Source organism: Hymenobacter polaris, from assembly GCF_012927305.1.
Classification (GTDB): domain Bacteria; phylum Bacteroidota; class Bacteroidia; order Cytophagales; family Hymenobacteraceae; genus Hymenobacter; species Hymenobacter polaris.
In genome coordinates this window covers 1374813-1396720 of record NZ_JABBGH010000001.1, presented here as the reverse complement: position 1 = coordinate 1396720, position 21908 = coordinate 1374813, and the positions used below count along the sequence as shown (strand labels likewise).

Annotated in this window: 23 protein-coding genes; 7 read left to right on the top strand and 16 right to left on the bottom strand. The window is 64.8% G+C overall.

Features of this window, described 5'->3' with window-relative positions; translation table 11 throughout:
* The first annotated feature begins 393 nt into the window (after positions 1 to 393).
* Positions 394 to 1491, top strand: coding sequence for a YeiH family protein (locus HHL22_RS05955; protein ID WP_241737974.1), 1098 nt, complete (start codon positions 394 to 396; stop codon positions 1489 to 1491).
* A gap of 70 nt (positions 1492 to 1561) precedes the next feature.
* Here HHL22_RS05955 and HHL22_RS05950 read toward each other — a convergent pair whose 3' ends face one another.
* Both HHL22_RS05950 and HHL22_RS05945 read right to left on the bottom strand, forming a co-directional pair.
* Positions 1562 to 2017, bottom strand: coding sequence for a VOC family protein (locus tag HHL22_RS05950; protein WP_169530025.1), 456 nt, complete (start codon positions 2015 to 2017; stop codon positions 1562 to 1564).
* A 16-nt stretch (positions 2018 to 2033) separates the two neighbouring features.
* Positions 2034 to 2285 carry a DUF3601 domain-containing protein gene (locus HHL22_RS05945; protein WP_169530024.1) on the bottom strand — a complete coding sequence of 84 codons (252 nt, stop codon included), beginning with the start codon at positions 2283 to 2285 and terminating at the stop codon, positions 2034 to 2036.
* Between the two features lie 181 nt (positions 2286 to 2466).
* On the opposite strand from HHL22_RS05945, the gene HHL22_RS05940 reads away from it, so the two are divergent.
* Positions 2467 to 3456, top strand: coding sequence for an aldo/keto reductase (locus tag HHL22_RS05940; protein ID WP_169530023.1), 990 nt, complete (start codon positions 2467 to 2469; stop codon positions 3454 to 3456).
* Positions 3457 to 3645: 189 nt separating this feature from the next.
* Here the strand turns inward: HHL22_RS05940 and HHL22_RS05935 are convergent, their stop codons facing one another.
* Entirely contained in the window at positions 3646 to 4401 is a 756-nt protein-coding gene (locus HHL22_RS05935; RefSeq protein ID WP_169530022.1) for an EcsC family protein, read from the bottom strand.
* A 112-nt stretch (positions 4402 to 4513) separates the two neighbouring features.
* Positions 4514 to 5581, bottom strand: a complete 1068-nt coding sequence (locus HHL22_RS05930; protein ID WP_241737973.1) for an SMP-30/gluconolactonase/LRE family protein — start codon at positions 5579 to 5581, stop codon at positions 4514 to 4516.
* Positions 5582 to 5802: 221 nt separating this feature from the next.
* On the opposite strand from HHL22_RS05930, the gene HHL22_RS05925 reads away from it, so the two are divergent.
* A complete protein-coding gene (locus HHL22_RS05925; RefSeq protein ID WP_169530020.1) occupies positions 5803 to 6825 on the top strand; it encodes an SMP-30/gluconolactonase/LRE family protein in 1023 nt (340 codons plus the stop codon).
* Between the two features lie 221 nt (positions 6826 to 7046).
* Here the strand turns inward: HHL22_RS05925 and HHL22_RS05920 are convergent, their stop codons facing one another.
* Positions 7047 to 7457: a hypothetical protein gene (locus tag HHL22_RS05920; RefSeq protein WP_206680688.1), complete on the bottom strand. Its 411-nt coding sequence runs from the start codon at positions 7455 to 7457 to the stop codon at positions 7047 to 7049.
* Positions 7458 to 7554: 97 nt separating this feature from the next.
* Here HHL22_RS05920 and HHL22_RS05915 point away from each other — a divergent pair, with 97 nt between their 5' ends.
* Positions 7555 to 8244: a TIGR02117 family protein gene (locus HHL22_RS05915; RefSeq protein ID WP_169530019.1), complete on the top strand. Its 690-nt coding sequence runs from the start codon at positions 7555 to 7557 to the stop codon at positions 8242 to 8244.
* A gap of 169 nt (positions 8245 to 8413) precedes the next feature.
* On the opposite strand, the gene HHL22_RS05910 is transcribed toward HHL22_RS05915, so the two are convergent.
* The 3 genes from HHL22_RS05910 to HHL22_RS05900 form a co-directional block, all read right to left on the bottom strand.
* Positions 8414 to 9103, bottom strand: a complete 690-nt coding sequence (locus HHL22_RS05910) for an SIR2 family NAD-dependent protein deacylase (protein ID WP_169530018.1) — start codon at positions 9101 to 9103, stop codon at positions 8414 to 8416.
* 176 nt (positions 9104 to 9279) lie between these two features.
* Entirely contained in the window at positions 9280 to 10185 is a 906-nt protein-coding gene (locus HHL22_RS05905) for a hypothetical protein (protein ID WP_169530017.1), read from the bottom strand.
* 71 nt (positions 10186 to 10256) lie between these two features.
* A complete protein-coding gene (locus HHL22_RS05900) occupies positions 10257 to 11162 on the bottom strand; it encodes a DUF58 domain-containing protein (protein WP_169530016.1) in 906 nt (301 codons plus the stop codon).
* 53 nt (positions 11163 to 11215) lie between these two features.
* Between HHL22_RS05900 and HHL22_RS05895 the strand changes: the two genes are divergently transcribed.
* On the top strand, positions 11216 to 11608 hold the full coding sequence (locus HHL22_RS05895; protein WP_169530015.1) for a DUF4296 domain-containing protein: 393 nt from the start codon (positions 11216 to 11218) through the stop codon (positions 11606 to 11608).
* An 11-nt stretch (positions 11609 to 11619) separates the two neighbouring features.
* On the opposite strand, the gene HHL22_RS05890 is transcribed toward HHL22_RS05895, so the two are convergent.
* The 6 genes from HHL22_RS05890 to hemG form a co-directional block, all read right to left on the bottom strand.
* On the bottom strand, positions 11620 to 12177 hold the full coding sequence (locus tag HHL22_RS05890; RefSeq protein ID WP_169530014.1) for a DUF922 domain-containing protein: 558 nt from the start codon (positions 12175 to 12177) through the stop codon (positions 11620 to 11622).
* A gap of 198 nt (positions 12178 to 12375) precedes the next feature.
* A complete protein-coding gene (locus HHL22_RS05885; RefSeq protein ID WP_169530013.1) occupies positions 12376 to 13779 on the bottom strand; it encodes an MATE family efflux transporter in 1404 nt (467 codons plus the stop codon).
* Between the two features lie 43 nt (positions 13780 to 13822).
* A complete protein-coding gene (gene egtD, locus HHL22_RS05880; protein ID WP_169530012.1) occupies positions 13823 to 14821 on the bottom strand; it encodes an L-histidine N(alpha)-methyltransferase in 999 nt (332 codons plus the stop codon).
* A 37-nt stretch (positions 14822 to 14858) separates the two neighbouring features.
* On the bottom strand, positions 14859 to 15803 hold the full coding sequence (locus HHL22_RS05875; RefSeq protein ID WP_169530011.1) for a TerC family protein: 945 nt from the start codon (positions 15801 to 15803) through the stop codon (positions 14859 to 14861).
* A 78-nt stretch (positions 15804 to 15881) separates the two neighbouring features.
* On the bottom strand, positions 15882 to 16664 hold the full coding sequence (locus tag HHL22_RS05870; protein WP_195809228.1) for a polyprenol monophosphomannose synthase: 783 nt from the start codon (positions 16662 to 16664) through the stop codon (positions 15882 to 15884).
* An 84-nt stretch (positions 16665 to 16748) separates the two neighbouring features.
* A complete protein-coding gene (gene hemG, locus HHL22_RS05865) occupies positions 16749 to 18113 on the bottom strand; it encodes a protoporphyrinogen oxidase (protein ID WP_169530010.1) in 1365 nt (454 codons plus the stop codon).
* A 64-nt stretch (positions 18114 to 18177) separates the two neighbouring features.
* On the opposite strand from hemG, the gene HHL22_RS05860 reads away from it, so the two are divergent.
* On the top strand, positions 18178 to 18744 hold the full coding sequence (locus HHL22_RS05860) for a D-glycero-alpha-D-manno-heptose-1,7-bisphosphate 7-phosphatase (RefSeq protein WP_169530009.1): 567 nt from the start codon (positions 18178 to 18180) through the stop codon (positions 18742 to 18744).
* Between the two features lie 40 nt (positions 18745 to 18784).
* Here the strand turns inward: HHL22_RS05860 and HHL22_RS05855 are convergent, their stop codons facing one another.
* A complete protein-coding gene (locus tag HHL22_RS05855; protein ID WP_169530008.1) occupies positions 18785 to 19699 on the bottom strand; it encodes a TIGR01777 family oxidoreductase in 915 nt (304 codons plus the stop codon).
* A gap of 96 nt (positions 19700 to 19795) precedes the next feature.
* Positions 19796 to 20485: a GTP cyclohydrolase I FolE gene (folE, locus tag HHL22_RS05850; RefSeq protein WP_169530007.1), complete on the bottom strand. Its 690-nt coding sequence runs from the start codon at positions 20483 to 20485 to the stop codon at positions 19796 to 19798.
* A gap of 608 nt (positions 20486 to 21093) precedes the next feature.
* Here folE and HHL22_RS05845 point away from each other — a divergent pair.
* A complete protein-coding gene (locus tag HHL22_RS05845) occupies positions 21094 to 21804 on the top strand; it encodes a hypothetical protein (RefSeq protein ID WP_169530006.1) in 711 nt (236 codons plus the stop codon).
* Positions 21805 to 21908 lie beyond the last annotated feature (104 nt).

Here is a 21908-nt window from a genome sequence, read left to right as displayed (position 1 = left end):
TCTAAAAAGCTAGTAGCTAGTAGATTAGAATCTAAGGCTAGTTCCCCCTCCCCCGCAGGGGAGGGGGCTAGGGGGTGGGGCCAACGCAGAGGGCGATAAGCCCTGCGTAACATCAGTAATTGACTGAGCGCAAAGCGGCATAACCTGCGGAAGGGGCGGAGCGCAGTGGTGGCTAGTTAGGGAAGCGCCTATTTCGGGCTGGCGCCCGGCCCGGTAGCTTATGGCCGGGGAGCGCGCCGACGAGGTACTGCCCGCTGCAGCGCAGCAGGTTAGGCGCAGATGCAGCGGGGTGGGATAAGTTCAGTATAGCTTATGGTTATAGCGCATAACATGTTTAGATAAACAAGAGGGTAGGGAATGGCGTAAATTTGTTGTAGTTAACAACGTCTTCCCATGAGCCACCTTACCACTCCCGCGCCCCCCGCCCTGCAGCCCGAGCACAGTGCCGAGCCGATGCTTTTCGCCACGCTAGCCGAGCAAAGCCACGCTGCCGCCGCTCTTGAGGAGGGAGTAAATACTACCGGCATTTTCCGCCACTTGCACACGCCGCGCGTGCTGTTTGGGCAAGCTTTTACGCTGCGGCAGGTGGTGTTCGGGCTGTTTCTGGTGTTTTGCCTCACGCCCTGGGCCTCGCCGCCCATCGCGCTGGCCCTAGGCCTGCTGCTAGCCCAAACGGTGGGCAACCCCTTCACCAGCCACACCAAGGCCTTCACTCACAAGCTGCTGCAATTTTCGGTTATCGGCCTGGGCTTCGGCATGAACGCGCACGCGGCGGTGCAGGCCGGCAAAGAAGGCATTCTGTTCACGGTCGTGTCCATCTTCGGCACGCTTCTCCTGGGCTACTTCGTGGGCAAGTGGCTGGGCCTGGGCCGGCACGTGGTGCACCTGATTTCGTGCGGCACCGCCATCTGCGGCGGCTCGGCCATCGCGGCCATCGGGCCGGTGCTGGGGGCCAAAGACGAGGAGATGTCGGTGGGCCTGGGCACGGTGTTCGTGCTCAATGCCCTGGCCCTGTTCGCCTTTCCGCCCATCGGCCACGCCCTGCACATGAGCCAGAACCAGTTCGGCCTGTGGTGCGCCATCGCCATCCACGATACTAGCTCGGTAGTGGGGGCGGCGGCGGCCTACGGCAACCAGGCCCTCGAAGTGGCTACCACCGTGAAGCTGGCCCGCGCTCTCTGGATTATCCCCGTGGCCATTGGTACAGCCTTGGTTTTCAAGCAAAAAGGCGTGAAAATCAAGATTCCCTATTTCATCTTCGGCTTCATTCTGGCCATGCTGGTCAATACGTTCGTGCCCGCCGCCAAGCCCGTGGGGCCGGTGATGGTGAGCCTGGCCAAAATCGGCCTCACCGTGACGCTGTTCTTCATCGGCGCGGGGCTCTCGGCCAAGGTCGTGAAGTCGGTGGGCATCAAGCCCTACGTGCTGGGCGTGGTGCTGTGGGTGGTGATTTCGACCGCCTCGCTCTACGTCATTCTGCACGCGGTGTAGCGCCGCCCGGCGCCCCTAGGGCCCCAGCCGCGCCGAAAAGGTAGCGCCAGGGCCCTAGGGGCCCCGGCTGCTAAAACTTGTCGTCGTTCACTTCCAGCCAGAAATTATCGGGGTCTTGCAGGTAAATCTGCTTGATGCCGTCGGGCCGGGGGGTAAACTTTCCCGCCTCGCCCTTCCAACTGCCGTAGCGCACGTGCAGCTTGTCGAGGTGAGCCATGAACTTGGCCAGGTCGGGCACGGTGAAGGCCAAGTGGGTATTGATGTCGTGGTCCTGCGCTTTATTGCCCTGAATAACGTGCAGCTGGGCGTGCGGCCCAATGCGAAACCAGGTGTGCTTGCCATCCTTAAACGGCTCAGGTATCTCGCTCAGCAGCAGTATATTCTTGTAGAAATCGGTGCTTTTTTGCAAGTCTACCACGTAGAGCGCAATGTGGCCGAGGGCGGTGGGGCCTTGGGCGGCCGCGGGCCGCGGGGCGCCGAGCACGAACAAAAGTAGCAAGAGCCCGCCAAGAAATAAGTTTTTCATAAGCAACCGCCCGCGTTCAGCAGGCTTCCACGTAAGTAGTAAAATGGTTGAGAATGGCGGCCTGCGCCTCGGGCCGCCACTGCAGGCGGAACACGGCCGGTAAGTTAGGCAGCAGCACGTGCAGCGTCAGGCCGTCCTCGTAGGGCAGGAAGTGCGTTTCTATAAACTCCCAGGTTTCGCCCACCGGGTGTAGGCGCTGGTCGTAGTCGGTGAACGCCCGCACCACGCGGTAGCGGCAGCCGGCCCGAAGGGCGCGAATATCGGCCATGAGGAGGGGGGCGAAGGGTGGGGCTAGGGAAAGGGCCAGCGCGCCGGGCCACCAAACAAAAGGCGGGGGCAGCGCTTTGCTAACAGACACCCCAGCTGCGCAAAGGCTGCCTGGCCGGCAACTACCAGGCCCGGCACCAGCGCGCAGCAGTGGGGCCAAGTAGCAGCTAACACGCTTTTCTATGCAGTACCGTACCCTGGGTAAAACCGGTTTTTCCGTTTCCGAAATCAGCCTCGGCACCTGGCAGGTGGGGGGTAAGTGGGGCGAGCCCTTCAACCCCGCCACGGCCAACCACATCCTAAACGCCGCCGTAGACGCGGGCATCAATTTCATTGACACGGCCGACGTGTACGGCGACGGCGAGAGCGAGAAGGCGGTGGGCCAGCTGGTGCGCCAGCACCCCGGCCAGCGCATCTACGTGGCCACCAAGTGCGGCCGCCGCTTGCAGCCCCACACCGCCGAGGCCTACCAGCCGGCCGCCCTGCGCGGCTTCGTGGAAGACAGCCTGCGCAATATGGGCCTGGAAACCATTGACTTAATTCAGCTGCACTGCCCGCCCACCGAGGTCTACTACCGCCCCGAGATTTTTGAGCTGTTCGACCAGCTCAAGCAGGAGGGCAAAATTCAGCACCTGGGCGTGAGCGTGGAAAAGGTAGAGGAAGGCCTCAAGGCGCTGGAGTATCCCAACGTGACCACCATCCAGGTCATTTTCAACATGTTTCGGCAGCGGCCGGCCGAGCTGCTGTTCCAGGAAGCGCAGCGGCGCGACGTGGGCCTGATTGTGCGGGTGCCGCTGGCCAGCGGGCTGCTCACGGGCAAGTTCACGCCCCAAACCCAGTTCGCGCCCGACGACCACCGCAACTTCAACCGCGCGGGCGCGGCCTTTGACAAGGGCGAAACCTTCGCGGGCGTAGACTACGAAACCGGCCTGGCCGCCGTAGAGGAGCTAAAGCAGCTTTTCCCCGGCCAGCCCAACCTGGCGCCTCTGGCCCTGCGCTGGGTGCTGGCGTTTCCGGAAGTAAGCTGCGTAATTCCGGGCGCCTCGCGGCCCGAGCAGCTCACGTCTAACCTGGCGGCCGAGGCGCTGCCGCCCTTCACGCCCGCGCAGCTGGCCGCCGTGCGCGCCGTGTACGACCAGCGCATCCGGCCGCTGGTGCACCAGCTCTGGTAGGCCCTAGGGGGAGGAGGGCAATAGATAAGAAGTACAGGCCGTCATGCTGAGCCCCGCGAAGCATCTCTACCGCGCAAGTAACCCCAACGTTTGAAGTTAGTTACGCGGTAGAGATGCTTCGCGGGGCTCAGCATGACGGCCTTTTTTGCGCAGCGGGACCGCCATTTTCTTCTTTCCTCCCCCTAGGGCCTACTGCACTACCGCAGCCGTAGCGGCTTCCAGTTCGGCCAGGTGGCGCAGGCGGTAGCAGTTCATGGCGGTGCGGCCCAGCTGGCGCAGCAAGCGGTAGTTGGCAATGGCCCCGACGGGCGCGCCAATGACGGGCAGCAGCTGCGCCAGCTTGGCCAGGTCGAGGTAGTCGCGGTACTCCTGCTGGAAGGTGCGCCAGTCGAAGGCCGTACCATCGGCGGGCAGCGTGGCGCGGTAGGCGGGCCAGTGCGCCAGGCGCTGGTAAGTGAGGTTGCGCGTATGCTGGCTGCTGAAGGCCAGCTGCAGCACGTGCAGCACGTAGAGGCGCTCGGTGTAGTCGCGGGCGTCGTAGCCGTAGAGGGCGGCCAGCTCAAATAGCAGCTTTAGCTTGAGGCCGAGCAGCAGCGGAAAATCGGCTAGGCCCACCAGGAAGCCGCCCGCCCCGGTGGCCGCCCCCTCGGCCGTGGCCGCCAGCCGCCAGCCTTTAATGCGGGCCCAGGCCGCTGCCTCGCGCTCGGCAAAGGGCACGCCCACCAGCGGCCGGCGCGTCACCAGCCCCGAGCCGGCCAGCACGCCCTGCACCATGTGCTGAATAGCGCCCGTAATAATACGGTGCACCCGCTCGGGCAGCAGCCCGTTCAGGCGGGCTTGCACGTGGTGCGTGAGGCGGTCGAACAGCGAAGGTGCCCGCTGCATTTGCTGCTGCCAGGGGCGCAGCTCTTCGCGCAGGTAGCGTTTGTCGGGGGCGGTGGGCATGGGCTGGCGGTTTAGCAGCTAAGCGCTGGCATAGGCATTTACTCGCCACCAGGCGCTAGCCATTACGGCCCCTACTGTTTTGCCGGCGCCGGGGCCCTAGGGGCTGCCGAGGCTACTGGCCGGCGGCGGGCAGCTTGAGGCGATACAGGCGGAAGGGGTAATCGACCTTGCTTTCGCCGCGGTGATACTTGGGGGCGCGGTTGATTTGGGTGGCCGTGAGGTAGAGGTAGCCATCGTAGCCGAGGGCGAAGGTATCGGGCCAGCTCAGGCGCGGGTCGTGCACCAGGGTTTCGAGGCGGCCCTGGGGCGTCACGCGGCGCACGGCGTAATTGGGCGAGTCGGAGAGGTAGATGTTGCCGGCCTGGTCGGCCAGCATGCCGTGGCTGACGCCGGTTTCGCCCACTTCCTCCACCTTGGCGGCCAGGGCGGCCGGGCTCAAGCTGGCGTCGGCCAGGTACTCGGCCCGGATGCGCCAGAGCTTGGTTTGGTTGATGGCGCGGTAGTAGAAGTACTGGTAGTCGTGAGTAAGCGCGATGCCGTTGACATTGCTGCTGAAGGGCTTATCGGTTTTGTCTTTCACTTCCTGGCCATCGAGCCGCAGCACGAAGCCCGGCTCGGCGGCGGTGCTACGGTGGCCCTGCAGCACAATGCGGCTCTTGCCGGTGCGCAAGTCGAGCACCACCAGCGCCGCCAGCATGGGGTCGGAGAGGTAGGCCAGCTGCCGGCTCAGGTCGATGCGCACGTCGTTGAGGGCGGTGCGCTCGCGGGGCAGGTCCTCGAAGCGGTACACGCGCTCCACCTTATTGGTAGTTAGGTTGATTTTCAAGAGCTTAATGCCGCTGATGACGGGCGCCTGGTCGTCGGGATTGCTAGGGTCGAGCACCCAGAGATTGTCGTCGGCATCAACCACGGCGGCCTGCACGTTCACGAAGCGCGTGGGGGCCTGCGTCGAGTCCCACTGGTTCCAGAGGGCATTGGGGTAGGGCACGCGCTTGCCGTTCACCAGCTCGGCCAGGCCGTAGTCATACGAGTAATTCTTATCATTTTCCTTTTTCGGAAACGTCATAAAAATGCGGCCCTTGTGCGAAATACCCACCCCAATGGGCTGGTAATGGCCGGTCTGCGCCACTTCTTCGAGCGGAATTTTGAGGTCTTGCGCGGGGGTAAGCAAGGGTAACATTAGGCAGAGCGGGGCGAGTAGGAAGCGAAAAAGCATGGCGGCGGGCGGCGGGAAAAAGCCACTGGCTTCTAGCCTACGGGCAGCTTCCGGGCAGGGTTGAGCTGGAACCCAGTGGCGAGCGAGTGGCCCGGCCGGGCCAAGCCGGGCGGCGCAACCTTCTGCCCGCGTGCCGGGTAGGAGAGGGAGTTTCACTTGCTGCTGCCCGCTGCCTTTTCCTCGCTATGCGCCCTTTCCTGCTTCCGCTGGCTTTGCTAACCTTGGCCGCCGGCCCGGCCCTAGGCCAAGCGCCTCAGCGCTTTACCACCATCGGCCAGGTGCTGCGCAAGCAGCCGGCCCTCGACCAAGTGCTGGCGCCCGGCGCCAAGCTCGAAATCGTGTCCTCGGGCCACGCCCACGTGGAAGGCCCGCTCTGGGTGCCCGATAGCAGCATGCTGCTGTTTTCGGACACCAAGAGCCGCACCATCTACCGCTGGCGGCCCGATAGCGGGCGCACCAAGTTTCTGCAGTACAGCGGCTACACCGGCCGCTTGCCCTATAGCATGGAGCCCGGCAGCAACGGCCTGGCCCTGGACGGGCGCGGCAACCTGCTGCTGGCCGAGCACGGCGACCGCCGCATCGCCAGCCTGCCCCTAAGCCAGAAAAGCGGCAAGCGCACCGTAGTAGACAACTACGAAGGCCACCGCCTCAACAGCCCCAACGACGTGGTAGCGGCCCCCAACGGCACGCTCTACCTCACCGACCCCGCCTTCGGCCTGCCCGAAAAAGAGAAAGCCAGCCTGCGCGAGCTGCCCTTTGCCGGGGTGTTCCGGCGCACGCCCGACGGTAAGCTGTCTGCCGACGTGCAGGATATTCCCTATCCCAACGGCCTGACATTTAGCCCCGATGGCAAGACGCTCTACGTGTCCAACGCCGACTCGCTGCGGCCGGTTATCCTAGCCTACCAGGTGGGTAAAAACGGCAAGCTGGAGAAACCCAGACCCTTTTTTGACATGAGTAGCCTGCCGCGCACCCACCACAAGGAAGTGCCCGACGGCCTGAAAGTAGACCAGGCCGGCAACGTGTACGCGGCCGGCTACGGCGGCTTGCTCATCATTTCGCCCCTAGGGCAGCTGCTGGGCATCATCGACCCCGGCGAAACCGTGGCCAACTGCGCCTGGGGCGACGACGGCCACTCGCTCTACCTCATGGCCACTACCTACGTGTGCCGCATTCGCACGCTGGCGCAGGGCACACCTGGACGATAAATGGGTAGCTGTGGAGAATGTAGAGATGTGAAGATGCGGAAGATGTAGCGATGTGGAAATGAGCAAAAACAGGCGGTCATGCTGAGCCTGCCGAAGCATCTCTACCGCGCCGCAAGAATACCCCTGGGGCCTCGTTCGGTAGAGATGCTTCGACATGCTCAGCATGACCGCCTATTTTTGCTCATTTCCACATCGCTACATCTTCACATTCTTTATATCCCCTACAGCGTGGCTACCTGCGCCTCGCGGGCTTCGCGGGGCTTGGTAACGAGGTAGTACCAGGCCAGAATGCCCAAGCCGATGCCGAAGGGAATGACGGCCAGGTGCTTGCCGTCGGTGAGGTGGCCGATGGGCGCGTTTTCGAAGCCGAAGAACTCGCTCAGCATCCAGTACGAGTTGGCCGTAATCCAGAACACGATGGCCAGGTTGTGAGCCAGCTCCGACTTGAGGTGGCGCGTGCGCCAGGCGATGACGAGCGCGATGCCTAGGGTGGGCGCAATCATAAGAATGCCCAGCAGCTTCCACACCAGGCACCAGCTGATATCCTTTACTAGCCAAAATAGGATGTGGGTGTTCTCCATCTTGCGGTACTCGGCCGGGATGGCGTAAATCTCTTCGATAGGCTCGGCCATATAGCGGGCAAAGAAAGCGGGAAAGGAAACGGGTTACTTTTAAGCTAACCGCGTATGAGAAGCAAAAATAATCCGCTTTATGCTGGTCGCGCTCCGCTTGGTTCTACAAGTTATCTTCTACGGCTTCTTCGTTTTTGTGGGCCTGGCCCTGCTTTACATCGGGGCGGCCAAGCTCATTGAGCGCGTGTCGGTGCCGGCCCAGCCCACCACCGAGGCAGCCACCATCCCGTTCTACATCCACTCCAACGGCGTGCACACCGACCTTGTAATGCCCGTGCGCAGTGCCGTGCTGGACTGGAGCCAGGAGTTGCCTTATGCGCACACCACTTCGGGCGACACCACCTACCGCTTCGTGGGCATCGGCTGGGGCGACAAGGGCTTCTACCTCGACACGCCCGAGTGGAAAGACCTGAAGCTGAGCACGGCCGTGCAGGCCGGCTTCTGGCTGAACACCACGGCTATGCACGTCACCTACTTCCACCAAGCCGAGCTGACGCCGGGGCCCAACTGCGCCTACCTGCCGCTCACGCCCACGCAGTACCGTCGCCTCATCGCCTACATCCAGGCCACGTTTCAGCGCGATGCGCAGGGCCGCGTAGAGTGGCTGCCGGGCCACAGCTACGCCGACCATGACGCCTTCTACAACGCCAAGCACCACTACAGCTTCCTCAACACCTGCAATACCTGGTCGAACAACGGCCTGAAGGTAGCCGGCCAGCGCGCCGCCCTCTGGACGCCCTTTGACACCGGCATGCTGCGCCAATACCCCGCGCAAACCGGGCGGTAAATGGGTAGATGAGTAAATGAGTAAAACAGGCGGTCATGCTGAGCTGGCCGAAGCATCTCTACCGCGTAACTAATTCCAAACGTTGGGATTAGTTACGCGGTAGAGATGCTTCGGCCAGCTCAGCATGACCGCCTGTTTTACTCATTTATTCACTTACCCTTTTACCGACTTACTCCTTTGCCAATGCCACCAGCACCTTAGGCACGCCGGTGCTGGCGGGCTCCACCACGTAGCGCACGCCGCGGCGGCCGCTCACCTCGGGCTGGTGCGGGTCGATAACGTAGACCGGGCAGCCGGCGGGGGCGTAGTGCAGCAGGCCCGCCGCCGGATACACCTGCAGTGAGGTGCCCACCACCAGCAGCGCGTCGGCGGTGCTCACGATTTCGGCGGCTTCCTCGATGGCAGGCACCATTTCGCCAAACCACACGATGTGGGGCCGCAGCTGGCCGCCGTCGGGCGCCAAGTCGCCTAGGGCAATGTCGCCTTCAATGTCAAATACCTGGTTTTCGTTGCGCACCGAGCGCATTTGGTTGAGGCGGCCGTGCAAGTGCAGCACCTGGCGCGAGCCGGCCCGCTCGTGCAGGTCGTCCACGTTTTGGGTGATGATGCTCACCGTCCAGCCCGGCGCTTCCTCGAAGCCGGCCAGGGCCAGGTGGGCGGCATTGGGGGCCACGGTGCGGGCCTGGGCGCGGCGCTTATTATAGAAATCGAGCACCAGGGCCGGGTTGCGGGCAAAGGCCTCGGGCGTGGCCACGTCCTCGATGCGGTGCTCCTCCCACAGTCCATTCGTATCGCGGAAGGTGCGAATGCCGCTCTCGGCCGATACGCCGGCCCCGGTGAGTACTACTAAGTGAGGCATAGGAAGTAATTGATAATGAGCAATTAGCAATGAGCAATGAGCAATGAAGAATTAGCAATGTCATGCAGTCGGTGCGGGGCTAGCCCTAGGGCTTGGCGATGCTCCAAAGCCGGCGGCCAGGGTAAGCTTGGGTAGCCATACTACACGCTAAACGAGCGAGGCCAACTTAACAAGCGCTAGCCCACGCTCGTTTGTTCAAACTGGCGCTCGGCAAAGGCGCGCAGGCGCTGAAAGGCGGCGTCTACCTCGCGGGCGTCTTCGCTCAGCAGGTTGCCGTACACCACGCGGTCGGTGGCGCGCAGCGCCCGGCGCACGTCCTCGTCGTTGTCGAAGTGCGCCACCAGCTCGCTGGTAGTAAGCGAGGCCAAGTTGGTGCTTTCGAGGCTGGAGAGGTAGTTTTTCCAGAGCACCACCGCCCGCTCTACCTGCGTTGCCGAGCGCGAAAGCGTGAAGCGCTCGGCGTAGCGCGCCAGCTGGGCCAGGAAGTACACGTGGTTTTTGCGGCGCTTGTAGCGGGCGTAGCGCTGCAGCCCGCGCCGCCCGGCCACCGCCCAGGCGCCGCCCGCCAGCAGCAGCAGGCCCCCGAGGCCCGCCAGCCAAAACGGGTAGTTGAAGGCCGGGGCCAGCGGCAGCTGCTGGTAGCCCTCGCGCAGCATGGGCAGGCCCCGGCGGCCGGGCGGCAACTCGGGCGCGGTGCGGTGCAGGCGCACGGCCACCGGCGGGGGCAGCAGGCGCAGCGTATCGCGGGGGCCGCGCAGCACCAGCACCGGCAGCTGCAGGCGCTGCACCGAGTCGAGGGCGAAGGTGCGCAGGTGGTACACCACCACGTCCAGGCTGCGGCCGCCCTGGGTGCGCGTGGGCTGCCAAGTGCGCCCGTTGTATTCCAGGGTGCCGAAGTCGGCCAGCGAATCGGGAAAAACCACCTCCGCGCCGGGCGCGTGGCGGTAGCGCAGCTCGTAGTCGAAGGGCTGGCCCACCTCCACCACCGCGCGCGAGAAGCGCCCCACCGGCCCCTGGGTGGCCCAGGCGGGCGCCCCTAGGGCCAGCAAAGCGCACAAAAGCCAGCAACCAGTAAGTCTCATGCCAAACGTAACAGCACCCTAGGGGGCGCCCGGCGGCAAAGGTCGGGCGCGCGCCGCACTGGCGCCCGGCGCTAGCGGCGCTGCCGAAACAGCCCCACCAGCTGGGGCACAAAGTCTTCGTCGGTGGGCACGGCCAGCAGCGCCACGCGCAGGCGGCGGCACAGCGTGCGCAGGGCCAGCTGCCGCGCCTCGGCCTGGGCCGCCAGGCTGGCCTGAAAGCTGGGCGCCGAGGTATCGACCCAGCGCTGCAGGCCGGTTTCGGCGTCGCGCAGCGGCACGATGCCCAGGGCCGGAAACGCGGTTTCCTGGGCCGCCACCAGCTGCACCACCACCAGGTCGTGCCGCCGGGCCAGCATGGCCAGCTCGCGCTCGTAGTTCTGGTCGATGAAATCGGAAATCAGCACTACCAGCGTGCGGTGGCGCAGCAGCCCCAGCACCTGCCGAATGCCCGCGCCCACGCTGGTGTAGGTGGAGTTCGGCACCAGCCCGTAGAGCCGCTGCAGCAGCGTGTAGGCGGCGCGCAAGCCCTTGGCGGGCGGCAAAAACAGCTCTTTTTGGTCGGAGAAGGCCAGCAGGCCCAGCGCCGACTCCTGGCGGGCGGCCGACAGGGCGAGCACCCCGGCCAGGTCGCGGCCCACGTCGAGCTTGCGCGGGCTGCCGGCCCGCCCACCCACCCGCTGCGAGGCGCTCACGTCGAGGGCCACCAGCACCTGCTGCTCGCGCTCTTCCCGGTAGGTTTTTACGAACGTGCCGTGGCCCTTGCTGCTCACGGCCCAGTCGATGGAGCGCACCTCGTCGCCGTACTGGTAGAGGCGCACGTCGTCAAACTCCAGCCCGTTGCCCCGAAACACCGACCCGAAGTTGCCTTGCAGCTGGGCCTCCACGGCCTGGCGCATCCGAATTTCGAGGTGGCGCAGGCGCCGCACCAGCGCTGTGAGGCTGGCCGGCAGCGCCGCGGGGGGCGGGGTGGGCGTCATGGCAAAAGCGGTTGGCCAGCGAAGCTACGCCGAGGCGAACGTATTTTTGGGCAGTGAAATTGCTGCCCCCCTCGCACCTGCCGCGCGCCCTGGCCACCAGCCTGCTGCTGCTGGCCGGCTGCGCCCGCCCCGAAGAAGCCCCCAAGCCCGCCAACCTGGTGCCCAAAGACCAGATGGTGAGCCTGCTGGTGCGCCTGCACCTGCTCGAAGCCCGCATCGAGGCGAGCCGCCTGGCGCCCGATTCGGCCCGCGCGCTCTTTTTGGCCCAGCAGCGCGACTTGCTCTGGCAGCGCCACATCAGCGAGCAGGACTCCAGCTTTGAGCGCAGCTACCGCTACTACGCCGTGCACAACAAGGACCTGGACGAAATCTACGCCGGCGTCATCGACTCGCTGGAAAAGGTGGAGAAGCGCTTCGGGGCGCCGCAAAACTCGTTTCACCACTAGGTAACGAGCCCCTAGGCCTCGGGCTCGGCAAAAGCGGCCAGCTCAGTTAGCTGCTGCTGCACCTGGGCATCCCAGGCGGCTTGGCGCGGCTTGTTGAGGCCGTGGCTGGTGTCGCGGTCGTAGTCGTCCTCGGCTTTTTGCCAGGCCGCGTAGCCCGCCTGGCTGAGGCGGTTGAACTCGGGCCCCATCTGGTCGCAGGCTACGTGCAGGGCCAGCAGCTGCTGGCGCAGGCGGCGGGCATACACCTCGGCCAGGTCGAAGTGCAGCTGCTCGTGGTGCAGCAGGGCGGGCGTCATGGCGGCCGGCTCGCGCACCCACGACGAGCCGGGGTCGAAGCTGGCGCGGGCCGTACCCATAAAGATGCCGTTGCGGCAGCTGGCGCCCGAGTTGATGTTGGCCGAGGTAAGGGCCGCGTGGCCTTCGTTCGGGCGGGGCCGACCTTTAAAATCAGCCACCACCAGGGGCCGGTCGGCCGACCAGCGGATAGAGCCCGGCGGCAGCTTCAAAGTCGTTTGGGCCGCTGCGGGCAGGGTTAGGAGCAGGCTCAGAGCCAGCAGGTAGGAGCGCATAGTAGGAAGAAATGGGCGCCGCCACCAGCCGGCCGCGCCAGCCTCCCCAACGAAAAAATCCTGCCAAATATTCCCGGCCGTGAGGTTTTCAGCGGCGCCCCACCCCGGCTGCGCGCAACGTTAGGTGCCAGCTTGGCGAAGCTGCGGGAACGAGTCGGGCGGCAAATCACCAAGCTGGAGCTTGGTGTTACATTATCCCTAGGCCACCTGCTGGCGCGGCATTGTCACTGCCTCGGCGCCTTGCAGCAGCTCGCCCGGCGCGGGCGGGGCGGCTGGTTGCTGGCGGCTGAGGCGCAAGAAGCGCAGCAGCAGCACCCCGGCCACCACCGTGAGGCCCGTGAGCAAGCCCAGCCAGATGCCCGCCGCCCCCAGGTGCAGCCCAAAGCCCAGGGCGTAGCCCAGCGGCAGGGCCAGCGCCCAGTAGGCCAGCAGCGCCACCACCGAGGGCACCTTCACGTCCTCCAGCCCCCGCAGCGCCCCTAGGCCCACCACCTGCAAGCCATCCGACACCTGGAAGCCGGCCGCGATGGCCAGCAGCGTGGCGGCCTGGGCGGCCACGGTAGCATCGGCCCCGTAGAGCGGCGGAATGACGTGGCGCAGCAGTAGCAGCAGCACGCCCATGGTGCCCATAAAGCCGAACGCCAGCCAGTAGGCCGCCAGCCCGGCCTGCCGCGCCCCGGCCGCGTCGCCCACCCCGCGCAGGTTGCCCACCCGAATGGTGGCCGCCGCCGAAATGCCGCTGGCTGCCATGTAGGTGGCACCGGCCACGTTGATGGCCACCTGGTGCGCGGCCTGCGTAGCTACCCCAATCCAGCCCATCAGCAGCGCCGCGGCGCTAAAAGCGCCTACTTCGCACATCATCTGCCCGCCGATGGGCAGGCCGAGGGCCAGCTGCCCGCGCAGCTCGGCGCCGCCGGGGCGTAGCCACTGGCCGGCGGTGGTGGGCCGGTAGGGGCGCAGGGCCGGGGCCCGCAGCACAAACAGCACCATGCCCCCTGCCATCAGCACCCGCGCCGCCAGCGAGGCCCAGGCCGCGCCCATCAGCCCGAAGGCCGGCGACCCGAAGTGTCCGAATATTAAGGCGTAGCATAGCAGAGCGTTGAGCAGGTTGCCGGCCACGGAGAGGTACATCGCCTGGCGCGTCAGGCCTAGGCCCTCGGCCCATTCGCGGAAGCCCTGAAACACCATCAGCGGCAGCAGCGACACGCCAATGACCCGCACCCAGGGCGCAGCCAGCGCTACCACCTCGGCCGGCTGGCGCAGCCAGCCCAGCACCGGCGGCAGCAGCAGGCTCACGCCCACCAGCGCCACGCCCACCAGCGAGTTCGTCCACACGGCCCCCACCAGCAGGCGGCCTAGCGCGGCGTGGTCCTGGCGGCCGTGGGCGGCGGCCACGCGCGGCAAGTTGCCCATACTAATGCCCAGCCCCAGCACCAGCAGCCACATCGTGACGCTGATGCCCAAACTCACGGCGGCCAGTGGCAGCTCGCCCAGGTGGCCCACCATCACCGTATCGCACACGCCCACAAACACGTGGCCCAACTGACTCAGTACCACCGGGTAGGCCAGCAGTAGGGTGGGGCGGAAGTGGGCTTTCAACATGGCAGCAGCTCGGTAACCTAAGCACGCGCCTAGGCCCGCAAAGTTACCCTACGGCCAGCACCACGTCGGCAAAGTCGTGGTTTCCGTCCTCAAACACTTCTACTACCCGCAGGCCGGCGCCGGCCGCCAGCGCCTCAATCTGGGGCAGGCTAAACTTGTAGGAGTTCTCGGTGTGGATGGCCTCCCAGGCCGCAAATTCGAAGGCCTGCCCCCCCAGGGCCCCCACCCGCACGGTTTGGGCACGCCGGCTCACCAGCCACGAGCGCATGGCCCCGGTACTGGGGTCGTAGTCGGGGAAGTGCTGCCAGTCAGCAAGCTGAAAGTCAGCGCCCAGCTCGGTATTCAGGCGGCGCAGCAGGTTGAGGTTGAACGCGGCCGTGACGCCGGCCGCATCGTCGTAGGCCGCCCGGATGCGCCTAGGGTCCTTGCGCAGGTCGAAGCCCACCAGCAGGCGGTCGGCCGGCGTGAGCGGCTCGGCCAGCGCCGCCAGAAACTGCTGCTGCTCGGCGGGTGCGAAGTTGCCGATGTTGGAGCCCAGAAACAGCACCGCTTTGGCGCCGGGCCGGGTGGCCAGCTCGCGCAGGGCCGCGCCGTACTCGGCGGCCAGCGGCTCGGTGGGCAGCGCGGGCAGCTCCTGGCGCAGGGTGGCCACCAGCCCCTCCAGGGCCGAGGGCGAAATATCAACCGGCACGTAGGTGGGTGCCGCGCCCGGCCGCGCCGCCAGTAGCTCGCGCAGCAAAAGCTTGGTTTTCAGGCCATCGCCCGCGCCCAGCTCCACTACTGCCAGCGGCTCGCCGGGGCCCGTGCCGGCCCCTAGGGCCTGCCCAATGGCCGCGCCCTGCGCCCGAAAGATGGCCAACTCGGTGCGCGTGGGGTAGTACTCGGGCAGGGCCATTATCTGCTGAAAGAGCTGGCTGCCCGTTTCGTCATAGAAGTACTTGGACGATAGCGTTTTGGGTGTCTGGCTGAGGCCTTGCTGCACGTGCTCGGCCAGGGACGAAAGGGCAATGGCAGGGGGGGAATTAGGTTCGTTGATAACCACGTAGACTGGCGAAAATAAAAGGATAGAAGGCGGCTAGTTACTCCTGGTCGGGCTTGGGCCAGAGCAGCGACGCTGCCACCGAGCCCAGCAGCAGCGCCCCCACAATCCCGAGCGAAACCGGCACCGGGAGCGCAAGGTTAAAGTGCTCACGCAAAAAATCTTCGCCCAGCAGCTTCAGCCCAATGAAGATGAGAATGAGCGCCAGCCCGTAGCTGAGGTAGTGGAAGGCGTGCATGAGCCGGGCCAGCGCGAAATACAAGGAGCGCAGCCCCAGCACCGCAAACACGTTGGAAGTGAACACGATAAAGGTATCGCGCGAGATGGCCAGCACCGCCGGAATGGAGTCGGCGGCGAAGACCACGTCGGTGGTTTCAATCATGGCCAGCACTACCAGCAGGGGCGTGGCGAAGCGTACCCCGTCGCGGGTGGTGAAAAACTTGCCCCCGTCGAACTGCCGCGCAATGGGCAGGTGTCGGCTCAAAAAGCGCACCACCGGGTTGGTTTGCGGGTCGATGTCGGGGTCGCCGCCGCCGCTCAGCGCCATGCGCACCCCCGTGTACACGAGGAAGGCGCCGAGCACGTAAAACAGAAAGTGGAATTTGGCCAGCAGCGCCGAGCCCACCACAATGAACAGCGCCCGCAGCACCAGCGCCCCCAGAATGCCCCAGAACAGCACGCGGTGCTGGTGCTCGTCGGGAACCTTGAAGTAACTAAAAATCAATAGGAATACGAAGAGGTTGTCTACGCTCAGCGCCTCTTCTACCAGGTAGCCCGTCAGCCACTGCAGGCCCGCCTCGTGGCCCATGTGCTGGTACACGTAGAGGTTGAAGCACAGCGCCAGCGCCACCCAGCCGGCCGTTTGCAGCAGGGCCTCGCGCAGCGTCACGGCGTGCGCACGCCGGTTGAGCACCAGCAAGTCGAGCAGCAGCAGCCCGATAATGCCCAGGTTAAACAGAATCCAAAAAAGCGGTGAATTTTCCATCCGGCAGCGTCGTGCCGCTTCATACGCAAAACCGGGCCCCTAGGCGGTAGTCGGGGCCGCTACAGGCCTGGCTACCGGCTATTGCGCTGCTGCCACGCGCGGGGTGCCCTGGGGCGCGTCGGCGCGGCGCGGCGGGTGCAGCCAGCTACTCACCTTCATTTGCACCACCCCCAAGAGCGCTTCCTTGAAAATGCCCGACGACATCTTGGACTGCCCCCGCGTGCGGTCGGTGAAGATGATGGGTACTTCCTGCAGCCGAAAGCCCAGGGTGTAGGCCAGCCATTTCATCTCAATCTGAAACGCATAGCCCACGAAGTGAATGCGTTGCAGGTTGATGGCCCGCAGCACCTTGGCCGAGTAGCACTTAAAACCCGCCGTGGCGTCGTGGATGGGCATGCCGGTGATGAAGCGCACGTACTTGGAGGCGAAGTACGACATGAGCACCCGGCTCATAGGCCAGTTCACCACGTTCACGCCCTGCACGTAGCGCGAGCCGATGGCCAGGTCGTAGCCCAGCACGGCGCAGGTTTCGTGCAGGCGCAGCAGGTCGAGGGGGTTATGCGAGAAATCGGCATCCATCTCGTACACAAACTCATAGCCCCGCGCCAGCGCCCACTTAAAGCCAAACAGGTAGGCCGTGCCCAGGCCCAGCTTGCCGGTGCGCTCCTCCAGGTGCAGGCGGCCCGCAAACTCGGGCAGCAGCCCGCGCACAATGGTACCCGTGCCGTCGGGCGAGCCGTCGTCGATTATCAGGACGTGGAAATTCTTGGGCAGCCCGAGCACCGCCCGAATGATAAGCTCCACATTTTCCCGCTCATTGTACGTCGGAATTAAAACCAGGCCGGCGGTCAAGTCGCTCATTGCCCACAAAGATAACAGGCCCCGTAGCAGGGTTGCGCGCCGCCGGGGGCCTAGGGCTGGCTTTTTGGGTGGGCGCGGAACCCGCTACCCACCTGCCGGCCCGGCCTGCGCCCACTGCTCAGCTATTTTTCGGGCGTATTGCACGCAGTCGGGCACGCTCACGCCGGCCATCCAGTTGGCCACCGGCACGATGCCCAGGGCCGCCAGCGGGGCCACCGCCGCCCGCGCCGCCGCCAGGTGCGCATCAAACTGCGGAATGCTGGCCGGCCAGTAGTAGCGCCCCTGCCAGCGCGGCCCCGCGCTGATGCCGTAGAGCTGGCGCAGCTCGGCATCGACGGCGGCCAACTGTTCGGCTTTGGGCGCCTGGGCCTGCCGGGCAAACGGCGCGCCGCCCACGAAGCTCGTAAACAGTACCTGTCCGGCCGGCGCCCGGTCAGGGAAAAGGGTGCTGGTCCAGATGGCGCCGGCCGCGTAGGTGCCCTCCCTAGGGGGGTGCAGCGCCCCAAAGCCGGCCAGCGGGTGCGCCACCGCCGCCCGGTCGTAGGCCGAGTACACCAGCGTCATGGGCGGGTAGCGCACGGCGGCCAGCGCCTTGGCCGCCGCGGGGTGCAGCGCCTGCAGCAGGCCGGCGGCCGCGTAGGCCGGCAGCGCCAGCGCCAGGTGCGAGTAGCTGGCCGGCCCGCCAGGGGCTACGCTGGTGCCACCGGGCCCCAGCAGCTGGTACTGCCCTAGGGCATCGCGCTGGATTTCGGTAACCGGCGAGTAGGCGTGGAAGTGCGTGAGACGGCTGCGCAGCGCGTCGGTGAGGCGCTGGTTGCCGCCGCGTAGCACCACCGTGCGGCGCCGGCCGCCGCCGCCGCCGGCGCGCTGGCCGGCCGCCAGCCCGCGCAGCACCGAGCCGTGCTGCTGCTCGAGGGCCGCCAGCTGCGGAAAGGTGAGGGCCAGCTGCAACTCGTAGGGGTCGCCGGCGTAGATGCCGCCCACAAAGGGCGCCACCGCGTAGTCCACCACCTCGCGCCCGAAGTGCCGCTCGAAAAACGCGCCCACTGTTTCGCCCGGCACCGGGGGAGCGGGGCGGCGCAGCAGCTCGGCCAGCAGGCGCAGCTTGGTTTTCAAGCTGAAGAAGGTGCTGGTCAGCAGCTTGGGCGGGGAGGCGGGCAGCGCCTGGTACTGCCCGCCGCGCAGCACGTAGCGGTGCGCGCTCACGGGCGCGGCTTCCTGCAGGTCGGCTTCCAGGCCCAGCTCGTGCAGCAGCTCGCTTAGCTCGGGGCGCAGCAGCAGCGAGTTGGGGCCGGCTTCGAGCTGGTAGCCAGCAGCCTCGGCCACCGAGCGCAGGTTGCCGCCGGGCCGGGCGTCGGCCTCCAGCAGGTCGTAGGCCACCCCGGCTTTTTGCAGGTAGTAGGCCAGCGTGAGGCCCGTGAGGCCGCCGCCGATAATGGCAATGCGCATAGTTTAGCTTTTAGTCAGCCGCCAGTAGCTGCTAGCTTTGTGGGGGTACAGGTATAACTACTAAATGTCGATTTCCGCTCCTGCCGAACAGCTACCAGCCAACGGCCAACGGCCAACGGCTAAAAATAAAGCTATCTTTCTGGACCGTGATGGGGTGCTGAACGAGGAAATGGGCGACTACGTGTGGACGCCCGACCGCTTCCGGGTGCTGCCCGACGTGCCCGCCAGCCTGGCCCGGCTGAAGGCGGCCGGCTATTACCTCCTCGTCGTCACCAACCAGGCCGGCATTGCCAAGGGCCTTTACACCCGCGCCCACGTGCTGGCGCTGCACGAGCTGCTGCAGCAAAGCGTTGGCTATAAGCTCGATGCCTTGTATATGAGCGAAAGCCACCCCTCGGTCAGCGAGTCCATCCTGCGCAAGCCCGAAGCCGGGATGCTGGAAAAAGCCATCGCCCGCTTCCGCCTCGACCCCGCCCAGTGCTGGCTGGTAGGCGACCGCGCCCGCGACCTCGAAGCCGCGGCCCGCGTGGGCGTGCGCGGCATTTTGGTGGGCCACGCCGAGCCGGTAGGAGGGGAGGTGCCGCGGGCCGCCAACCTGGCCGATGCTACCGACTTGATTTTGAAGGCTTAGGACCCTAGGGGCGCCCGGCCGCTACCAACCCGTTGCTAAGCTAGCCGGGCTCGTAGAACGACTCCAGCGCCGCCCGCAGCTGCGGGTACTCGTAGCGGAAGCCCTGGCTCTCGACCTTGCGTGAGCTGACGCGCTGCGAGCCCAGTACAATCTCGCTCATCTCGCCCATGGCCAGCTTCAGGCCGAAGGCGGGCACCTTGGGCAGTATCAGCGGGCGGTGCATCACTTGGGCTAGGGTTTCGGTCAGCTCCTTATTGGTAGCCGGCTGCGGCGACACGGCATTGTACACCCCGTGCCAGGTTTCGGCTTCCAGCATCTGCACCAGCAGGCGGCACAGGTCCTCGATGTGAATCCAGCTCATGTACTGCCGGCCCGACCCTAGGGGGGCGCCGGCGCCGTAGCGCACGGTTTTGGCGATGGGTACCAGGGCCCCGCCCTCGGGGCTGAGCACGATGCCGATGCGCGGCAGCACCACCCGCAGCCCCAGCTCGCCGATGCGGCGGGCGGCGGCTTCCCACTGCAGCACCACGTCGGCCAGAAAGTCGTCGGCCGGTGCGGCCGTGGGCGAATCCTCGAACAGCAGCTCGTCGCCCCGGTCGCCGTAAATGCCAATGGCCGAGGCCGATAGCAGCGCCCGCACGTGGTGCCCCGGCTTTTGCAGCTCGCGGTACAGCAAATCCAGCCCGTCGAGGCGGCTGTGCAGAATCTCCTGCTTGCGCTCGGCTGTCCACTTACCGTCGGCCACGCTGCTGCCCGCCAGGTTCACCACGCAATCGGCGTAGGGCACGGCGGCCTCGTCGATGGTGCCCGCCTGCGGGTCCCAGCCAAAGAGCTTGTAGTGCGAGCTTTTGCCGGGCTCGCGGGTCAGCAGCGCCACCTCGTGGCCATTATCAATCAGCAGCTCGGCCAGCCGCTGCCCAATCATGCCCGTGCCGCCCGTAATGAGAACCTTCATTTTATAGTGACTAATGACTAGTGATTAGTGACTAATAGCCAGCAACATGGTGTTAATCCGCGCACGAATTAGTCACTAGTCACTAGTAGTTAGTCACTATTTTCCTATTTGCCGCAAAAACTCGTTGCGCAATTGGTTGTCTTCTAAAAACTTACCGCTATAGTCGCTGGTAATAGTCGAGCTACTGGTGTCGTTCACGCCGCGGCTCATAACGCACAGGTGGTCGGCCTCGATGTACACGGCCACGTCGGGCGTGCCCAGGCTCAAGCGTAGGTGCTCGGCTATCTGGCGCGTCAGGCGCTCCTGCACCTGGGGGCGGCGGGCGTAGTACTGCACCACGCGGTTGAGCTTGCTGAGGCCAACTACGTGCTGGCCCGGTAGATACGCCACGTGCGCCTTGCCTACGATGGGCACAAAGTGGTGCTCGCAAGCCGAAAAAACCGTGATGTCGCGCTCCACCAGCAGCTGCTGGTACTGGTAGCGATTCTCAAACAGCCGCACTTCGGGCCGATGCGCCGGGTTGAGGCCCTTAAACCACTCTTGCACAAACATTTTAGCTACCCGGTGCGGGGTGCCGGCCAGGCTGTCGTCGTCTAGGTCGAGGCCCAGCTCCAGCATAATGGCCCGGAAATGTTTGCTGATGGCGGCAATTTTCTCCTCGTCGGGGCGGTCCACTACCTCGGGGTGCAGGGGCGTGCGCAGGCCGGCCGGCAAGTGGGCGTCGGGGTGGTCGTTGGCCGTCGCGTGCAGCAGGTGCGCCGCCAAGTCGTCAGGATTCTTCTCCATAATAGTCGGCAAAATTACGGCCCGTTTCGCGGAGCACCCCCTAGGGCCTACATACGAGATTACCGCGCCAGCCAGCGCAGTCAAGTTAGCGAAATAAGGAAGGGAGCTGATTGGGGGCCACCTGGGCTCAGCTAGCGGGGTATAAACTACTTAAATAGGTGCCACCCAGGCGGAGCGGCCAGCAGCTGCAAGGCGGGTGCGCAACCTGGGCGGGCCAGCAGCCCACGGCGGCAGCATCCGGTTGGGTAGCGGCGCAGGATGCGGGGGCGCGGGATATTGCATTTGCCAAATACTGGCTGGCCCCGGGCGGCCTTAGGGGTTAGGCAGGGCCGGCAGGGCGCCGCCCCGAGGAGGCTAGGATGGCAGCCAGGGCGAAGGGATAGTGCTAGCAACAGGGTGGCAACAGCTTAAGTTAAACTAGGGCCTAATTAATAGTTTGTATAAACTTTTGTAGAAAGTGGGCAAAAAGGTAAAAATTATACTTTGGCGGGGTGAGGCGGTTTCAATAAATGTCTTAAATTTGACCGTTCACTACGCTCAAGCTACGGCATTTTTTACCCGTACCCGACTTCGCTACATTCCCTTACCCTATTTATTGCTACCCTTCTATGAACCGAAAGTTATTGTTGCTACTAGCACTCTTGCTCGGCGGCAGTTTGCGCATGATGGCCCAGCGCTCGCCCGTGGATGAGGCCGACCAGAATATCAACGGCATTCCGCGCAAAGGCCAGCGCGTTAGCTTACAGCTCGACAATAAGCGCGTAGAAAATGCTTGGATGAAACAGCTTAATGAGCAGTTTCCGGGCAAAGCCAAAAACAACAAGGGCATCATCACTCTGGATGGGGTCACTATTCCTGATATTGCGCCCAATCCCATTCGGGTTATCAGCCGCGTTGATGCCATGCCGACGGGCACCGGCGTGTGGTGGAGCATCGACTTAGGCAATGCTTACTTAGGCCAGGCCAGCACGCCCACGCAGTGGAAGGCAGGCGAGAAATACCTCAAAGAATTCGCCCGCTCGATGTATCGCGAAGACATAGTGGCCCAGATTACCGACGCGGAGAAGGCCCTGGTAAATTCGCAGAATAGCCATATGGCCGTTATCGCAAAACAGGACGCAATCAAGAAAGATATCGAAAAAAATAAGGCTAAAAAACTGGAGATTCAGCAGATGCTGGCTGCCAATGCGGCCGAGCTGCAGCAGCTCAACAACCAGATTGATACCAACCTGAAAGAGCAGGAAGCCGCCCGCACCGACATTGTGAACATGCGCCTGGCGCTGGAAGCTGTGAAAGACCGCATGAATAAGATTGAGTAAGCCTGCTGTAGCCGCCAACCACCTTGAAAAACGAAGCCTCGCCCCACCCGGCGGGGCTTTTTTGGCGCCCGGCTACCAACCCCATGGCCCCGCTTTACGTTGGG

Excerpts from the sequence above, each read along its gene's own strand:
- HHL22_RS05955 (WP_241737974.1), top strand. The coding sequence starts at position 394 with ATGAGCCACCTTACCACTCCCGCGCCCCCCGCCCTGCAGCCCGAGCAC.
- HHL22_RS05950 (WP_169530025.1), bottom strand. The coding sequence starts at position 2,017 with ATGAAAAACTTATTTCTTGGCGGGCTCTTGCTACTTTTGTTCGTGCTC.
- HHL22_RS05945 (WP_169530024.1), bottom strand. The coding sequence starts at position 2,285 with ATGGCCGATATTCGCGCCCTTCGGGCCGGCTGCCGCTACCGCGTGGTG.
- HHL22_RS05940 (WP_169530023.1), top strand. The coding sequence starts at position 2,467 with ATGCAGTACCGTACCCTGGGTAAAACCGGTTTTTCCGTTTCCGAAATC.
- HHL22_RS05935 (WP_169530022.1), bottom strand. The coding sequence starts at position 4,401 with ATGCCCACCGCCCCCGACAAACGCTACCTGCGCGAAGAGCTGCGCCCC.
- HHL22_RS05930 (WP_241737973.1), bottom strand. The coding sequence starts at position 5,581 with ATGTTACCCTTGCTTACCCCCGCGCAAGACCTCAAAATTCCGCTCGAA.
- HHL22_RS05925 (WP_169530020.1), top strand. The coding sequence starts at position 5,803 with ATGCGCCCTTTCCTGCTTCCGCTGGCTTTGCTAACCTTGGCCGCCGGC.
- HHL22_RS05920 (WP_206680688.1), bottom strand. The coding sequence starts at position 7,457 with ATGGCCGAGCCTATCGAAGAGATTTACGCCATCCCGGCCGAGTACCGC.
- HHL22_RS05910 (WP_169530018.1), bottom strand. The coding sequence starts at position 9,103 with ATGCCTCACTTAGTAGTACTCACCGGGGCCGGCGTATCGGCCGAGAGC.
- HHL22_RS05905 (WP_169530017.1), bottom strand. The coding sequence starts at position 10,185 with ATGAGACTTACTGGTTGCTGGCTTTTGTGCGCTTTGCTGGCCCTAGGG.
- HHL22_RS05900 (WP_169530016.1), bottom strand. The coding sequence starts at position 11,162 with ATGACGCCCACCCCGCCCCCCGCGGCGCTGCCGGCCAGCCTCACAGCG.
- HHL22_RS05890 (WP_169530014.1), bottom strand. The coding sequence starts at position 12,177 with ATGCGCTCCTACCTGCTGGCTCTGAGCCTGCTCCTAACCCTGCCCGCA.
- HHL22_RS05885 (WP_169530013.1), bottom strand. The coding sequence starts at position 13,779 with ATGTTGAAAGCCCACTTCCGCCCCACCCTACTGCTGGCCTACCCGGTG.
- HHL22_RS05875 (WP_169530011.1), bottom strand. The coding sequence starts at position 15,803 with ATGGAAAATTCACCGCTTTTTTGGATTCTGTTTAACCTGGGCATTATC.
- HHL22_RS05870 (WP_195809228.1), bottom strand. The coding sequence starts at position 16,664 with ATGAGCGACTTGACCGCCGGCCTGGTTTTAATTCCGACGTACAATGAG.
- hemG (WP_169530010.1), bottom strand. The coding sequence starts at position 18,113 with ATGCGCATTGCCATTATCGGCGGCGGCCTCACGGGCCTCACGCTGGCC.
- HHL22_RS05860 (WP_169530009.1), top strand. The coding sequence starts at position 18,178 with ATGTCGATTTCCGCTCCTGCCGAACAGCTACCAGCCAACGGCCAACGG.
- HHL22_RS05855 (WP_169530008.1), bottom strand. The coding sequence starts at position 19,699 with ATGAAGGTTCTCATTACGGGCGGCACGGGCATGATTGGGCAGCGGCTG.
- folE (WP_169530007.1), bottom strand. The coding sequence starts at position 20,485 with ATGGAGAAGAATCCTGACGACTTGGCGGCGCACCTGCTGCACGCGACG.
- HHL22_RS05845 (WP_169530006.1), top strand. The coding sequence starts at position 21,094 with ATGAACCGAAAGTTATTGTTGCTACTAGCACTCTTGCTCGGCGGCAGT.